Source organism: Rhizobium sp. TH2, assembly GCF_024707525.1.
Lineage (GTDB): Bacteria > Pseudomonadota > Alphaproteobacteria > Rhizobiales > Rhizobiaceae > Rhizobium_E.
Genome location: NZ_CP062231.1, coordinates 2299326 through 2315225, shown reverse-complemented (window position 1 = coordinate 2315225; position 15900 = coordinate 2299326). Strand labels below are relative to the sequence as shown.

Below are 15900 nucleotides of genomic sequence, written 5' to 3'. Positions count from 1 at the left end.
CATGAAAAGCAGGGCAATTCTCATCCGCAGCTATGGCGGCCCCGAAGTGTTGGAGTTGGCCGAGATCGACGTACCGCTTCCCGGTCCGGGCGAGGTGCAGATCCATCACACCGCGATCGGTCTGAATTTCGCCGACACTTACTATCGCACCGGTCTCTACAAGCCGGCCGGCGGCTTGCCCTTCGTCGCGGGCAGCGAAGGTGCCGGCACCGTCGTCGCTGTGGGCGAGGGGGTGGACGACTTCCGCATCGGCGACCGGGTCGCCTATCCCAACAACGACGGCGCCTATTGCGACTATCGCAATATCCGCGCGAGCGCCCTGGTGGCGCTGCCCGACGACATTCCTTTCGAAGTCGCCGCCGCGATGATGACCAAGGGTATGACCGTGGAGTTCCTGCTCAACCGTACCTATCAGGTGGGGCCCGAAACGGTCCTGCTCTGGCATGCGGCCGCCGGCGGCGTCGGCCTTATTGCCTGCCAATGGGCCAAGGCTCTGGGTGCCACAGTGATCGGAACGGCCGGCAGCGCGGACAAGGTCAAGCTGGCGCTGGAGCATGGCTGCGACCACGTGATCAATTATCGCGAGGAGGACTTCGCCGCGCGCGTCAAGGAACTGACCGCCGGCAAGGGCGTGGACGTGGTCTACGACTCGGTCGGCAAGGATACGTTCCCGATGTCGCTGGATTGCCTCAAGCCGCGCGGTCTCTGGGTCACGTTCGGCAATGCATCGGGACCGGTCGAGCCGCTTGCACCATTGGTTCTTCTTCAGAAGGGTTCGCTTTTCATGACGCGGCCGACGCTCGGCCACTATATCGCGACGCGGCAAGAGCTTAACAAATGTGCAGAGGCGCTTTTTGCTATTGTGCGAGGCAACAAAGTGGTTATCAATGTCAACCAGACCTACCCATTGGCCGACGCCGCAAGAGCGCATGCCGATCTGGAGGCAAGAAGAACGAGTGGAACAACATTGCTGATACCCTAATAAAAACAATGGGATCAGTGCAAGGCTGGGGAAATCGGTGACGGAGAATGCCGCGGGCGACTTAAGCCCGCTCCTTGAGGTGCGAAATATCACCAAGCTCTTCGGGTCGTTCGCGGCCTGCAGCGGGATCGACCTCAAGATCGCGCCCGGTGAGATTCATGCATTGCTCGGGGAGAACGGCGCCGGCAAATCCACCCTGGTGAAGATGTTGTTCGGCGTTCTGACGCCGAGTTCCGGCGAGATTTTCTGGAATGGCGCGCCTGTGACGATCGGCAGCCCCGGCGAAGCGCGCAAGACCGGCATCGGCATGGTGTTCCAGCATTTCTCGCTGTTCGAAGCGCTGACCGTCGCCGAGAATATCGCGCTCTCGCTTGACGCGAATATCCCACTTTCAAAGATCGCACAGGAAGCGGAGCAACTATCGAAAGCTTATGGGCTGCCGCTTGATCCCAATTCGCATGTTGCCGATCTCTCGGTCGGCGAGCGCCAGCGTATCGAGATTGTCCGCGCGCTGCTGCAGAACCCGAAACTCATCATCCTTGACGAGCCGACCTCGGTGCTGACGCCGCAGGAGGCCGACAAGCTGTTCGAAACACTGATGAAGCTGAAGGCCGAGGGGCGTTCTGTGCTCTATATCAGCCACCGGCTCGAAGAGGTGCAGCGGATCTGCGACAAGGCGACCGTGCTGCGCCACGGCAAGGTCACGGGCGCCTGCGACCCGCGGCAGGAAACGCCAGCATCGCTGGCGCGCATGATGGTGGGTTCGAACGTCGCGGCGGTCGAAAAGACCGTTTCGGATGCCAGTGGCCCGATCGGGCTGGAAACGCGGTCGCTCAGTGCTGCGGGGCGTTCGCCCTTCGCGGTTGCTCTCAAGAATGTGTCGCTCGATGTTCATGCCGGCGAGGTCCTGGCGATTGCCGGTGTCGCGGGCAACGGGCAGGGCGAGCTTTTCGATGTGCTCTCCGGAGAATATACCGTGCCCGACAACGACGCCGTGAAAATTCGCGGCACGTCCGTCGGCCGGGCCGGCATCTCGGCGCGTCGGCTGCTGGGCGCCGCCTTCGTGCCCGAGGAACGCCATGGTCACGGCGCGGTGACCGCCATGAGCCTCTCCGACAACATGGTCCTGTCGCGCAATGTGTCGGACCGGAAAGCGTTCCTGGCCGGCGGAGCACTTAGGATCATCCGGTCATCGACGATCAAGGCGGCCACCAAGCGCATCTGCGAGGCGATGGATGTGCGCAAGAGCGGCGAAGATCCGGCGGCGGGCTCGCTCTCGGGTGGCAATCTGCAGAAATTCATCGTCGGCCGCGAACTCGACAGGCAGCCAAACGTGATGGTGGTCAACCAGCCGACCTGGGGCGTGGATGCAGGTGCCGCAAGCCGCATTCGCCAGGCGCTGGTCGATCTGGCGAAGGCGGGTTCGGCGGTGCTGGTGATCAGCCAGGACCTCGACGAGATTTTCGAGGTCGCCACCCATGTCGCGGTCATCCATGACGGCAAGCTCTCGACGGTGTATCCCGCGGCAGAGATGGACCGCGAGAAAATCGGCCTGCTGATGGGCGGCATGGACGCGCACCGGGAGCCGGTCAATGCACATTGAACTGGAAAAACGCCCGAACGCGTCGAAGCTCTTCACGTTTCTCTCGCCGTTCATTGCGTTGCTGCTGACGCTGATCTGCGGCTTCATCCTGTTTGCCGCACTCGGCAAGGATCCCTGGCAGGCGCTCTATCTGTTCTTCATCGATCCGCTGCGCGAGGAATGGTCGCTGCATGAACTGGCGATCAAGGCTGGGCCGCTGATCCTGATCGGCGTCGGGCTCTCGATCTGTTATCGTGCCGGCAACTGGAATATCGGTGCCGAGGGCCAATTCATCTTCGGCGGAATATTTGGCTCGGCGATACCCGTTCTGTTCCACACATGGACGGGGCCGTGGCTGCTGCCGCTGATGATGCTGATGGGCATGGTTGGCGGCGCATTTTATGCCGCGATCCCGGCGCTGCTGAAGACGAAATTCAACACCAACGAGATCCTGACCAGCCTGATGCTGGTCTATGTCGCACAGCTCTTCCTCGACTGGCTGGTGCGCGGGCCCTGGCGCAATCCCGAGGGCAACAATTTCCCGGAAACGCGAATGTTCGATCCGTCCGCCGTGCTGCCAGCGATCTGGGAGAGTTCGGGCCGTGCGCATTGGGGCTTTGTCTTTGCCATTGTCGCGGCGGTCCTGCTCTGGTTCATGATGGAATTCACCCTACGCGGCTATGAGGTCAAGGTGCTCGGCCAATCGTCGCGGGCAGGGCGGTTTGCGGGCTTCTCGGCCTCCGGCATGGTGTGGTTCTCGTTTCTGCTTTCGGGTGCGCTTGCCGGATTGGCGGGCATTGCCGAAGTCTCGGGCGCGATCGGCCAGCTCAGGCCGTCGATCTCACCGGGCTACGGCTTCACCGCCATCATCGTTGCATTCCTCGGCCGGCTCAGCCCGATCGGTATTATCGTCTCGGGTTTGATACTGGCACTCACCTATCTCGGCGGCGAGGCGGCACAGCTGTCGCTCGGTGTTTCGGAGAAGGTCACGCGGCTGTTCCAGGGCCTGCTGCTGTTCTTCGTCCTCTCATGCGATACGCTGATCATGTACAAGATCCGGTTTAACTGGACGCGGCTGACGGGAGCCCGGCCATGACCGTTTTCGAATCGATCCTGATCACCATCATCACCGCATCGACACCCTTGCTGCTCGCCTCCATCGGTGAATTGGTCACCGAGCGCGCCGGCGTGCTCAATCTCGGCGTCGAAGGCATGATGGTGATGGGCGCCGTCGTCGCCTTTGCGGTGACGCAGATGAGTGGTTCGCCCTATATCGGGGTTTTCGGGGGCATTGCCGCAGGCGTGCTGATGTCGCTGCTTTTCGGTTTTCTGACATTGACACTGGTGGCCAACCAGGTCGCGACGGGTCTTGCGCTGACCATCCTGGGGCTTGGACTGTCGGGCATGGTCGGCGAGCCGTTCGTCGGCGTCCAGGGTATCAAACTGCCGGCGTTGCTGCCGACCTGGCTCAGCGATGTTCCCTACGTGGGGCGCGTCATCCTAGGACAGGACTTGATCTTCTATACTTCAATTGCGCTGGTCTTCGGCGTCAGCTGGCTTCTGTTCCGCACCCGGTCAGGCCTCGTGCTCCGCTCTGTCGGTGACAATCACGCCTCGGCGCATGCGCTGGGCTTGAACGTCATCGGCATCCGCTATCTCGCCGTGATGTTCGGCGGCGCTTGCGCAGGATTGGCGGGCGCGCATCTCTCCCTCGTCTATACGCCGCAATGGGTAGAGAACATGACGGCGGGACGTGGCTGGATCGCGCTCGCGCTGGTGGTCTTTGCCTCGTGGCGGCCCTGGCGACTGCTGATCGGCGGCTATCTCTTCGGCGCTGTCTCCATCGGACAGCTCCATGCGCAGGCCTTTGGAATTGCCGTTCCGGCGCAGTTCCTCTCGGCTTTGCCTTATGTGGCGACAGTGCTCGTGCTGATCGTCATTTCGCAGAATCGGCGGCTCACGCTGATCAACACGCCTGCATCGCTCGGGAAGAGCTTCGTTCCCGACCGGTGAACCAACTTGTAAGAGTACCAACCACAGGGGTTTAACAATGAAAAAAATGATCCTCACACTCGCGGCGACCGCCGCCGTCCTGGGCTTCTCGGTCAGTGCGCAAGCCGCCGACAAGCTGAAAGTCTGCTTTCTCTATGTCGGCTCGAAGACCGATGGCGGCTGGACGCAGGCGCACGACATCGGCCGCCAACTGCTCGAAAAGGAACTTGGCGACAAGATCGAGACGCAATATCTCGAAAACGTGCCCGAGGGTCCCGACGCCGAGCGCGCCATCGAACGCTTCGCCCGTTCGGGCTGCGGTCTCGTCTTCACGACCTCGTTCGGCTTCATGGACCAGACCGTCAAGGTTGCCGCCAAATTCCCTGACGTGAAGTTCGAACACGCCACGGGCTACAAGACTGCACCGAACCTGACGGCGTATAATGCGCGCTTCTATGAAGGCCGCTACATTCTCGGCCAGATCGCCGCGAAGATGTCGAAGACGGGCACGGCTGCCTACATCGCCTCCTTCCCGATCCCCGAGGTCGTGCAGGGCATCGACTCCTTCGTGATCGGCGCGCGCTCGATCAACCCGGAATTCAAGCTCAAGGTCATCTGGGTCAACACATGGTTCGACGCCGGCAAGGAAGCCGATGCGGCCAAGGCTGCGATCGACCAGGGCGTCGATATCATCACGCAACACACCGACTCGACCGGCCCGATGCAGATTGCCGAAGAACGCAAGATCCACGCCTTCGGTCAGGCATCCGACATGATCAAGGCCGGTCCCAACGCGCAACTGACGGCGATCGTCGATAACTGGGGCGCCTATTACGTCGAGCGCGTCAAGGCGGCACTGGATGGAACGTGGAAGACCCAGATGAGCTGGGAAGGCCTGGCCCAAAACACGCTCTTCATGGCGCCCTACACCAACATGCCTGACGACGTGAAGAAGATGGCCGAGGAAACCGAGGCCAAGATCAAGTCGGGCGAGTTGAAGCCTTTCACCGGCCCGCTCAAGAAGCAGGACGGTTCCGAATGGCTGGCGGCCGGCGTATCCGCCGATGACGGCGTGCTCGGCGGCCTGAACTTCTTCGTCGAAGGCGTCGAAGGCGAATTGCCGAAGTAAGCGGCCACGATACTAACAGAAGAAGACCCCGCCTTTTAACCTGACCCCCGGGGAGTTGGATATCCAACCTCGGGGGTTTTGCATCTCCAAGTACAGCCTGTCGTTCAAACAGATCAGTACGGCAGCGCGATCTCGTCCTTGACCGGCCCGATGACAACGCTCGTTTCTATGCCGAATACACCGGGCAGCTCGGACAGCACTGAGCGCAGGAAATTGTTGTAAGTATCCATGTCGGGCATGCGCATTTCGAGCACATAGTCATGAGCCCCCGTCACCAGATTGCACGTCGTCACTTCGGGCAGTCGACGAATGCGGTCTTCAAAATCGGCAATCGTCGGACGATCGCGGCTCTGCAGCTTGATGAAGGCGAAGAGCTGGAGCCCGTAGCCGCAGGCCTTCATATCGACATCCAGCGTATAGCGGCGGATGATGCCTTCGTCTTCCAGCCGCCGGATGCGTCGCCTGACCGGGGTCGCCGACCGGTTCACCTGCTCGGCCACGCGCTCGACGCTTTGCCGCGCATCCTGGCTGAGAACTTGGAGGATTTTGGCGTCTGTTTTGTCAAGTGTAGTCATTATCGACTAATAGCTTCATTATTTTGACCAAAACAAGTGGGATTTTTTGCACGCCTGCGCAGATGATGAGTGGAGAAATCCACAGCTGGGAGCGTGACGTGGCAAAGAATTTCCGACGCACACATATTGACGGTCATCCGCTACACCCATCCACCCAGATGACGGCCTTCGGCTATGATCCCTCTCTGTCCGAAGGTGCCGTCAAGCCGCCGGTGTTCCTGACCTCGACCTTCGCTTTCGCCAGTGCCGAGGAAGGCGCTGATTTCTTCGACGTCGTCGCCGGCCGCAAGCCCGCACCCGAGGGCATGGGCGCCGGAGGCCTCGTCTATTCGCGCTTCAACCATCCGAACCTCGAAATCGTGGAAGACCGGCTGGCAATCTACGACCATGCGGAAAAGGCGCTGGTGACATCGTCGGGCATGGCCGCGATCAGCGCCGTCGCCCTGGCCTACCTGCGGCCGGGCGATGCGCTGGTGCACTCCACGCCGCTCTATGGCGGCACAGAGACGCTCTTCCGCAAGGTTTTCACCCAGTGGGGAATCAAGCCCATCCCCTTCGTCGATGGCACCGAGGACGAATCCCTGGTCTACATGCTTGAGAAGGCCGCGCGGCACGGGCCGGTCAAGATGGTCTACCTCGAAACGCCCGCCAATCCGACCAATGCGACGATCGATCTTCAGCTCATCCGCAGCACAGTCGACAACTGGTCGCGCGCCACCGGCCAGAAGCCCATCATCGTCTGCGACAACACCATGCTCGGACCAGTGTTCCAGACCCCGCTCGATTTCGGCATCGATATCTGCGTCTATTCGCTGACCAAATATGTCGGCGGCCATTCCGACCTGGTTGCAGGCGGTATCACCGGTTCGCGCGAACTGTTGGCGCCGGTGCGCCAGGCTCGATCGGCCTATGGATTCCAACTCGATCCGCATTCGTGCTGGATGCTGTCGCGATCGATGGAAACGCTGGCGCTTCGCATGGAGCGCGCTGCGGAGTCAGCCCGGAAGGTCGCGGACTGGCTGGCCGGCAATCCATTCATCCCCGCCAGCGTGCTTCACGTCGATCACGACGTGCCGGAGGCTGAAAAGGCGGTCCATGCGCGCCAGTGCTCGGGCGCGGGCTCGACCTTTTCCTTCGTCATCCCCGACGACCGCGCACTCGCCTTCCGTATCCTCAACAACCTCAGCATCTTCAAGCTGGCGGTTTCGCTCGGCGGCTCGGAATCGCTGGCCTGCCATCCGGCCTCGACAACCCATTCCGGTGTCCCGATCGAAGCGCGCAGCCAGACAGGCGTCAACGAGGGGCTGATCCGGCTTTCGGTCGGGCTTGAGCACCCCGACGACCTGATCCACGATCTGGAACAGGCTTTCCGGCGCGCGGTGGCGGGGAATGGTTGATAGAGATACTCGCGGCCAGTTCGACCGCTCGGACGGCTTACGGCGGTTCGTCGCAGTCATGCATCCGACGCCGCAAATTGGGTCTAGGGATCAACGACCGCTGTGATCCAGACACATACGGCCATGACCCAAAGTACAGTGCTACCCAAGTACAGAGGGTTTGTTGCGATGATGCCGACGGTTTCCATGGCGCCCTCCGATTGCCGATGATTCGGATAGGCTATGATAGCGCTGTCGGGCCAATCCAAGGGAAAAAAAGATTGCTGAAATAGGGAACAGGTGCACTGTTGCGGGCGCCGATCTCTAAGATTGGAATCATTATTCGGGGTATTTGAAAATACTATAACTTAGCGGTGCGTTAAAAAATAAGGCGTAGTTATGTAACTGCAGAGCAACGCGCGCCATGAGCGCCACGAATGGGAGTTACACATGCCGATGCTACTTCGACGTTTTCTCGCAGATGAATCCGGCGCAACGGCTATCGAATATGGCCTGATTGCAGCTTTGATCTCCGTGGCACTCATTACCGGTGCGACGACGCTGGGCGGTGCCTTGAACAACCAGTTCACAAACCTGTCCACGAAGCTGAACGTGAACTAATCCTTGGCGCTTTACCGTCGCCCGGTCACGTCGGGCGAAACGGATGGAGTTTCGTTAGCAGCCTCTGCATAACCAAAGTTATGCAGAGGCTGCTCTTTTAACGCGATACAAGAATAGACGCGATACGGATTGAAGGCGCTCGATGGGTCTCCTGGTTGTGCCCGAAGTGTGGTCTGAGTAGCGGGCTGGTAGTAACACGCTCGCGACAATCGTGACTGCCGAGGGCTGGCTTTAAGAAAACTACCGATGATCCAGTCTTTTTTCGACTGTATGCCAGTCATTCCGAAATTCTCATGAGAGACTTCCGCGCGGCCGTGTATATGTAATGAAAATGTTGTGTATTTCGTTGCATATCCGAATTTATTGGTGGAATTCTGTCACCCAGCAGCTATCCTCTGCGAGCTTGGCACGGGGGGACACGTGATGAGGCTTCAGGCGTACATTCTAGGTGCAGAACTTCTTATCATAACTTGGCTAGCGATAATCTACGTTATCTCATGGCTGGTAGGCTGATCGAGAGGTGAGGCCAGTCATGTGGCTCGCGTAAGGTCCTAGAGCGTTTCATTGTTAAATGGAAGCAGTTCTGCCGGAGCAGATTTTCGTCAGGACCAAGGCGGCTGGCGAGCGTCGTACCCATAGGTACGGCCGAGGCCGGCGCCGCAGGTCATGGCGGAAAGATCGCGCTTTATTTCGTATGCCTCGGAGCGTTCGGCCGTGATCACATGACTGATTTTGACATAATATGAGTTGCTTCCGACGCCACGTTATTGACGGCGTAATAGTTCGCCGTCACGCCAGCGCAGAGCTCCATAACTGGCCGGCTTCTCGATCTGTTCCCGGCATGTGACAACAAGGCGAGGGGAGTTTGCCATCGGCAACGGCCTCCCGGCCGGTTCCATTTCGGATGCCAGCCGGACCAAGGAAGAGTCGTGACGCTGCATCGGAGATGCAGCGTCACGGTTTTCGTTACATCAGCGTGTCCGATGAGGCTATGGATAGCGCCCTCAGGAATGCTGCGCTATCGGCATCATGGGCGACGGCAAAGCCGTTGACGGTTCCGTTGTTGTTGTACTCGTCAAGCGCGCTGTGGATGTTCTTGCCCGCGGCTATCTCCAACTCGGCATCCGCATCCGTGTTGATGCCGAGCTGCCAGGCGTTCGAGCTGGTCTTCACCGCATTGCCCAAAAGCGCATCGGGTCCGTCCAGCTTGCCGTTATTCCTGGTGCCGTCCGTCCAGTCCAGCCAGTCGACAGCTTCATCAATAAAGCGTCGGGCAGTGTTGGCCGAACCGTCGCCGATGGAGTTCCCGGCCAGGAAGTTCAGCCAAGTGGCAACCACATCGCGTCCGATCATGTAGCGGCCGTCCTGCTGTTGCTTTTGCGAAGCATCGATCAGAGTCTGGGCAAGCTTGATCGAGACGAAGATCGTGTCTCCACCGTCATCCTCCAGGCCGTTTTTATTGTAGTCTCCGATCAGCAGACCCTTCTTGTCGAGCACGCCGTCGCCGTTGCAATCGACTTTGTAGAGCAGTTCGCCATCGGCGAAGCCCGGCGTTCCGGCTTGTTTGGGCTCATTGCCGATGATTCCATCCCAGAATCTGAAGCCAAGATTGGACCAGAAACCGGGAGTCCTGACGCCCGGCCCGTCATTGATCAGGCCGAAATAATGGGCATCGTCGGAATCCTGCACAGTGCCCTCGCTGTAGCTTCCGACGGCGGTGCCCGTGTTCTTATGCTGGCCGGCCTGCCACGCCGCAGTGGTGAAGTCGAAAGTGACTGTCGCCCCGATGGCAAGGCTGTTGATGGTATAGGCATTGTCTCCTCCGACGGCATCGCCGGCGAGACCATCCAGATTGTACTTCGAGTCGGTGACCAGCACGTTCGTCAGGGTGACATTGCCCTCATTCTTGACGACGAAGCGGAAGTCGATGTCGGCGCCGAGTTCCGCCACCTCCGGGCCGGTCGGCACGTCGGCATCCTCGGGCGTGCCACCGTTGATGATCACGAGTTTCTCGACATCGATATCGGCATTCTGGTCGACGGGCACGACGGCGTCGTCGTTGTCGGTGGGGCCTTCCTGGGTGGTGACCGTGGCGATGTTGTCGATATCGCCGTCGCCGCCGCCATTATTGTCGAGTTCGGCCTGGGTGACGGTGTGGGTGGCATTGTAGGTCCAGGTCTCGCCGACATCGAGCTTGTTGTCGCCATCGGTGTCGCCACTGGCGTAGAGGACGCTGCCGGGATCGGCATTGTTATCGGTGACCAGCACGCTGGTCAGGGCGATGTTGCCGGTGTTCCTGACGGTGATGGTGTAATCGAGTTCCTCGCCGGCGGTGTCGGCGATCTGGCCGGCGGTGGCGGTCTTGATCAGCTCGATGCCCGGATTCTGGTCGACGGGCACGACGGCGTCGTCGTTGTCGGTGGGGCCTTCCTGGGTGGTGACCGTGGCGATGTTGTCGATATCGCCGTCGCCGCCGCCATTATTGTCGAGTTCGGCCTGGGTGACGGTGTGGGTTGCATTGTAGGTCCAGGTCTCGCCGACATCGAGCTTGTTGTCGCCATCGGTGTCGCCACTGGCGTAGAGGACGCTGCCGGGATCGGCATTGTTGTCGGTGACCAGCACGCTGGTCAGGGCGATGTTGCCGGTGTTCCGGACGGTGATGGTGTAATCGAGTTCCTCGCCGGCGGTGTCGGCGATCTGGCCGGCGGTGGCGGTCTTGATCAGTTCGATGCCCGGATTCTGGTCGACGGGCACGACGGCGTCGTCATTGTCGGTGGGGCCTTCCTGGGTGGTGACCGTGGCGATGTTGTCGATATCGCCGTCGCCGCCGCCATTATTGTCGAGTTCGGCCTGGGTGACGGTGTGGGTGGCATTGTAGGTCCAGGTCTCGCCGACATCGAGCTTGTTGTCGCCATCGGTGTCGCCACTGGCGTAGAGGACGCTGCCGGGATCGGCATTGTTGTCGGTGACCAGCACGCTGGTCAGGGCGATGTTGCCGGTGTTCCTGACGGTGATGGTGTAATCGAGCTCCTCGCCGGCGGTGTCGGCGATCTGGCCGGCGGTGGCGGTCTTGATCAGCTCGATGCCCGGATTCTGGTCGACGGGCACGACGGCGTCGTCGTTGTCGGTGGGGCCTTCCTGGGTGGTGACCGTGGCGATGTTGTCGATATCGCCGTCGCCGCCGCCATTATTGTCGAGTTCGGCCTGGGTGACGGTGTGGGTTGCATTGTAGGTCCAGGTCTCGCCGACATCGAGCTTGTTGTCGCCATCGGTGTCGCCACTGGCGTAGAGGACGCTGCCGGGATCGGCATTGTTGTCGGTGACCAGCACGCTGGTCAGGGCGATGTTGCCGGTGTTCCGGACGGTGATGGTGTAATCGAGCTCCTCGCCGGCGGTGTCGGCGATCTGGCCGGCGGTGGCGGTCTTGATCAGCTCGATGCCCGGATTCTGGTCGACGGGCACGACGGCGTCGTCGTTGTCGGTGGGGCCTTCCTGGGTGGTGACCGTGGCGATGTTGTCGATATCGCCGTCGCCGCCGCCATTATTGTCGAGTTCGGCCTGGGTGACGGTGTGGGTGGCATTGTAGGTCCAGGTCTCGCCGACATCGAGCTTGTTGTCGCCATCGGTGTCGCCACTGGCGTAGAGGACGCTGCCGGGATCGGCATTGTTGTCGGTGACCAGCACGCTGGTCAGGGCGATGTTGCCGGTGTTCCGGACGGTGATGGTGTAATCGAGTTCCTCGCCGGCGGTGTCGGCGATCTGGCCGGCGGTGGCGGTCTTGATCAGTTCGATGCCCGGATTCTGGTCGACGGGCACCACGGCGTCGTCATTGTCGGTGGGGCCTTCCTGGGTGGTGACCGTGGCGATGTTGTCGATATCGCCGTCGCCGCCGCCATTATTGTCGAGTTCGGCCTGGGTGACGGTGTGGGTGGCATTGTAGGTCCAGGTCTCGCCGACATCGAGCTTGTTGTCGCCATCGGTGTCGCCACTGGCGTAGAGGACGCTGCCGGGATCGGCATTGTTGTCGGTGACCAGCACGCTGGTCAGGGCGATGTTGCCGGTGTTCCGGACGGTGATGGTGTAATCGAGCTCCTCGCCGGCGGTGTCGGCGATCTGGCCGGCGGTGGCGGTCTTGATCAGTTCGATGCCCGGATTCTGGTCGACGGGCACCACGGCGTCGTCATTGTCGGTGGGGCCTTCCTGGGTGGTGACCGTGGCGATGTTGTCGATATCGCCGTCGCCGCCACCATTATTGTCGAGTTCGGCCTGGGTGACGGTGTGGGTGGCATTGTAGGTCCAGGTCTCGCCGACATCGAGCTTGTTGTCGCCATCGGTGTCGCCACTGGCGTAGAGGACGCTGCCGGGATCGGCATTGTTGTCGGTGACCAGCACGCTGGTCAGGGCGATGTTGCCGGTGTTCCGGACGGTGATGGTGTAATCGAGTTCCTCGCCGGCGGTGTCGGCGATCTGGCCGGCGGTGGCGGTCTTGATCAGTTCGATGCCCGGATTCTGGTCGACGGGCACGACGGCGTCGTCATTGTCGGTGGGGCCTTCCTGGGTGGTGACCGTGGCGATGTTGTCGATATCGCCGTCGCCGCCGCCATTATTGTCGAGTTCGGCCTGGGTGACGGTGTGGGTGGCATTGTAGGTCCAGGTCTCGCCGACATCGAGCTTGTTGTCGCCATCGGTGTCGCCACTGGCGTAGAGGACGCTGCCGGGATCGGCATTGTTGTCGGTGACCAGCACGCTGGTCAGGGCGATGTTGCCGGTGTTCCGGACGGTGATGGTGTAATCGAGCTCCTCGCCGGCGGTGTCGGCGATCTGGCCGGCGGTGGCGGTCTTGATCAGTTCGATGCCCGGATTCTGGTCGACGGGCACCACGGCGTCGTCATTGTCGGTGGGGCCTTCCTGGGTGGTGACCGTGGCGATGTTGTCGATATCGCCGTCGCCGCCACCATTATTGTCGAGTTCGGCCTGGGTGACGGTGTGGGTGGCATTGTAGGTCCAGGTCTCGCCGACATCGAGCTTGTTGTCGCCATCGGTGTCGCCACTGGCGTAGAGGACGCTGCCGGGATCGGCATTGTTGTCGGTGACCAGCACGCTGGTCAGGGCGATGTTGCCGGTGTTCCGGACGGTGATGGTGTAATCGAGTTCCTCGCCGGCGGTGTCGGCGATCTGGCCGGCGGTGGCGGTCTTGATCAGTTCGATGCCCGGATTCTGGTCGACGGGCACGACGGCGTCGTCATTGTCGGTGGGGCCTTCCTGGGTGGTGACCGTGGCGATGTTGTCGATATCGCCGTCGCCGCCGCCATTATTGTCGAGTTCGGCCTGGGTGACGGTGTGGGTGGCATTGTAGGTCCAGGTCTCGCCGACATCGAGCTTGTTGTCGCCATCGGTGTCGCCACTGGCGTAGAGGACGCTGCCGGGATCGGCATTGTTGTCGGTGACCAGCACGCTGGTCAGGGCGATGTTGCCGGTGTTCCTGACGGTGATGGTGTAATCGAGTTCCTCGCCGGCGGTGTCGGCGATCTGGCCGGCGGTGGCGGTCTTGATCAGCTCGATGCCCGGATTCTGGTCGACGGGCACGACGGCGTCGTCGTTGTCGGTGGGGCCTTCCTGGGTGGTGACCGTGGCGATGTTGTCGATATCGCCGTCGCCGCCGCCATTATTGTCGAGTTCGGCCTGGGTGACGGTGTGGGTGGCATTGTAGGTCCAGGTCTCGCCGACATCGAGCTTGTTGTCGCCATCGGTGTCGCCACTGGCGTAGAGGACGCTGCCGGGATCGGCATTGTTGTCGGTGACCAGCACGCTGGTCAGGGCGATGTTGCCGGTGTTCCGGACGGTGATGGTGTAATCGAGTTCCTCGCCGGCGGTGTCGGCGATCTGGCCGGCCGTGGCGGTCTTGATCAGCTCGATGCCGGGACGCGGCACGAAGTTGCCGATCGGATCGACCACGGCTGTTTGGCCTATGGTCGTGACGGTGACCGTTTCGAAGGCCCCGGTTGTCTGGGTCGCACCCGCAGGCACCACTTCATCGATCTGGTACGTTCCAAGCGGAACACCAAAGAAGGTATAGTTGCCGTTGGCGTCGGTGACGGTCGATCGCTCGCCTGCGTCAAGCACACCGTCCTTGTCCGTGTCGATGAAGATGGTGACGCCGCCCATACCGGGCTCGCCGGCATCCTTGATGCCATCATTGTCGAGGTCTTCGAACTTCGTCCCGGTCAGGCTGCCGGCCGACTGAAGATTCCACTCTTCGAAGCCGCTCTGCGCAGCATAGTCGCCGCCCTTGAAGCCCATCCCGACCTGGAGATACATGTAGGTCGTCGCGGGATCGGCGCCTGCGAAACTCGACACCGGGACCAGCACCGCGTAGTCATCTGTGCCGCTGCCGGTGGAAACCTCGCTCAGCAGCAGCGTCTTGTCACCGCCGGCGTCCATGTCATATGCGACCGTCTGCGTCTGGAGCGTCGCCAGGTCCTGGATACCGCCGTTGGTCGAAGAGTAAATTTTGAACGTATCGAGCGAAATCTGCCCGTTGGGATTGCTGTTGGCCTCATTGAGATCGACGCGAAACTCGTAATACTGGACGCCGTTGACAATGATGACCGGAACCGTGGACAGCAGAACCGTGTGGGTCTTGGAATGGTCGATGTCCCCGTTGGAGCCGTCGATCGGCGGTGTATCATCCGTTGTGAAACCTGTTTCGTTGCCGTCGTTATCGCCAATGGCAAGGATTGTATTGTAGTTGCCCGTTCCAGATCCGATATTCGCGGAATCGAAAAATATTGCGCCGTTGATGGTCGTGGACGCGCCGGCTGCGGTAAGGTTGATGTCGACCATTGTATCCTCCCATGAAGTTGTTGAGTCCGTATGCTTTTTGCGCACAGACGTTGTCTACTGAGAGCGTTTCCGTTCCCATCGTTGTTAAAGCTATTCCGGGATCCACTGGCCTGAATTCATCGGAGACGACTGGCATCTGGCCCTGCGGACGCCGGTTTCGGCTCGCTGGGGAATTGCGCCTCCGTTCAAACAGACCATTTCTCCTCCCAGAGCATGATCGAACAATTTCGCCCTTTGGGAACGGTCGTGTGTATTTCCGTGTTTTCAGGAAACAGAAAGCCCCCCGGCCATAGACGTGTCAGTCCGGCCGGCCGTAAGGTGCTAGAAATGTTTCCTAATTCCCATGCGAAGCAACTTGAGATGAGCGCAGGGACAGCTCAGCCTCAGTGTGGTCTTTCTACGTTACTCTCGTAAATTGCTTCATGCGGTGCCACGCAACTACACTCCACTCCCAAATGGCAAGAACATAAAACAATACTCCTATTTCTATTTGAATCAATAGATGAGATTAACGTTTTTTTTACCAAAAGATTTCACGGTTTTTCGATCCTTTTATTACTATCACTTATTTTTACTGCGCTGCCTTGGAAAGAGGATAGCAATCGGAGATTGAATCTTGCAGTCTATTCAGATGGCAGAACACAGCTAGATTGAACGTATGCTTTGCATTATTTGTAGATTGTGCGACTTCGCATCATTTGATTTTACCAAGACGGTGAAAACTTCAGTTTGCTTGGACGAATTAAGATTAAGCAAGTTGGCTTCACGCCACCCAAGCGAGAATATTGGCGGGTCTGATG

The 15900-nt window shown here is 60.1% G+C and carries 9 protein-coding genes; 7 read left to right on the top strand and 2 right to left on the bottom strand.

What is annotated here, in order from left to right; genetic code table 11:
* Position 1: 1 nt before the first annotated feature.
* The 5 genes from IHQ71_RS11550 to IHQ71_RS11530 are packed head-to-tail and all read left to right on the top strand — an operon-like array spanning position 2 to position 5685.
* Positions 2-982 (top strand): quinone oxidoreductase, encoded by a 981-nt coding sequence (locus tag IHQ71_RS11550; RefSeq protein ID WP_258162100.1) that lies wholly within the window; start codon positions 2-4, stop codon positions 980-982.
* A gap of 37 nt (positions 983-1019) precedes the next feature.
* Positions 1020-2585, top strand: a complete 1566-nt coding sequence (locus IHQ71_RS11545; RefSeq protein WP_258162099.1) for an ABC transporter ATP-binding protein — start codon at positions 1020-1022, stop codon at positions 2583-2585.
* Positions 2575-3660, top strand: coding sequence for an ABC transporter permease (locus IHQ71_RS11540; protein WP_258162098.1), 1086 nt, complete (start codon positions 2575-2577; stop codon positions 3658-3660). The genes IHQ71_RS11545 and IHQ71_RS11540 overlap by 11 nt, the downstream gene beginning before the upstream one ends.
* A complete protein-coding gene (locus IHQ71_RS11535; RefSeq protein ID WP_258162097.1) occupies positions 3657-4577 on the top strand; it encodes an ABC transporter permease in 921 nt (306 codons plus the stop codon). Before IHQ71_RS11540 ends, IHQ71_RS11535 begins: the two co-directional genes overlap by 4 nt.
* 37 nt (positions 4578-4614) lie before the next feature.
* Entirely contained in the window at positions 4615-5685 is a 1071-nt protein-coding gene (locus IHQ71_RS11530; protein WP_258162096.1) for a BMP family ABC transporter substrate-binding protein, read from the top strand.
* Between the two features lie 113 nt (positions 5686-5798).
* On the opposite strand, the gene IHQ71_RS11525 is transcribed toward IHQ71_RS11530, so the two are convergent.
* A complete protein-coding gene (locus IHQ71_RS11525; protein ID WP_258162095.1) occupies positions 5799-6260 on the bottom strand; it encodes an Lrp/AsnC family transcriptional regulator in 462 nt (153 codons plus the stop codon).
* A gap of 158 nt (positions 6261-6418) precedes the next feature.
* Between IHQ71_RS11525 and IHQ71_RS11520 the strand changes: the two genes are divergently transcribed.
* Together IHQ71_RS11520 and IHQ71_RS11515 are read left to right on the top strand one after the other, a co-directional pair.
* Positions 6419-7657, top strand: coding sequence for a cystathionine gamma-synthase family protein (locus IHQ71_RS11520; protein WP_374990020.1), 1239 nt, complete (start codon positions 6419-6421; stop codon positions 7655-7657).
* 429 nt (positions 7658-8086) lie between these two features.
* Positions 8087-8257: a Flp family type IVb pilin gene (locus IHQ71_RS11515; RefSeq protein WP_258162093.1), complete on the top strand. Its 171-nt coding sequence runs from the start codon at positions 8087-8089 to the stop codon at positions 8255-8257.
* A gap of 966 nt (positions 8258-9223) precedes the next feature.
* Here the strand turns inward: IHQ71_RS11515 and IHQ71_RS11510 are convergent.
* The gene (locus tag IHQ71_RS11510; protein WP_258162092.1) at positions 9224-15100 is read right to left on the bottom strand and encodes a hypothetical protein; all 5877 of its coding nucleotides are present in this window, start codon (positions 15098-15100) and stop codon (positions 9224-9226) included.
* Positions 15101-15900 lie beyond the last annotated feature (800 nt).

What these genes read in the sequence shown, in the direction of transcription:
- IHQ71_RS11550 (WP_258162100.1), top strand. Translation starts at nt 2, where the DNA reads ATGAAAAGCAGGGCAATTCTCATCCGCAGCTATGGCGGCCCCGAAGTG.
- IHQ71_RS11540 (WP_258162098.1), top strand. Translation starts at nt 2,575, where the DNA reads ATGCACATTGAACTGGAAAAACGCCCGAACGCGTCGAAGCTCTTCACG.
- IHQ71_RS11535 (WP_258162097.1), top strand. Translation starts at nt 3,657, where the DNA reads ATGACCGTTTTCGAATCGATCCTGATCACCATCATCACCGCATCGACA.
- IHQ71_RS11530 (WP_258162096.1), top strand. Translation starts at nt 4,615, where the DNA reads ATGAAAAAAATGATCCTCACACTCGCGGCGACCGCCGCCGTCCTGGGC.
- IHQ71_RS11525 (WP_258162095.1), bottom strand. Translation starts at nt 6,260, where the DNA reads ATGACTACACTTGACAAAACAGACGCCAAAATCCTCCAAGTTCTCAGC.
- IHQ71_RS11520 (WP_374990020.1), top strand. Translation starts at nt 6,419, where the DNA reads ATGACGGCCTTCGGCTATGATCCCTCTCTGTCCGAAGGTGCCGTCAAG.
- IHQ71_RS11515 (WP_258162093.1), top strand. Translation starts at nt 8,087, where the DNA reads ATGCCGATGCTACTTCGACGTTTTCTCGCAGATGAATCCGGCGCAACG.
- IHQ71_RS11510 (WP_258162092.1), bottom strand. Translation starts at nt 15,100, where the DNA reads ATGGTCGACATCAACCTTACCGCAGCCGGCGCGTCCACGACCATCAAC.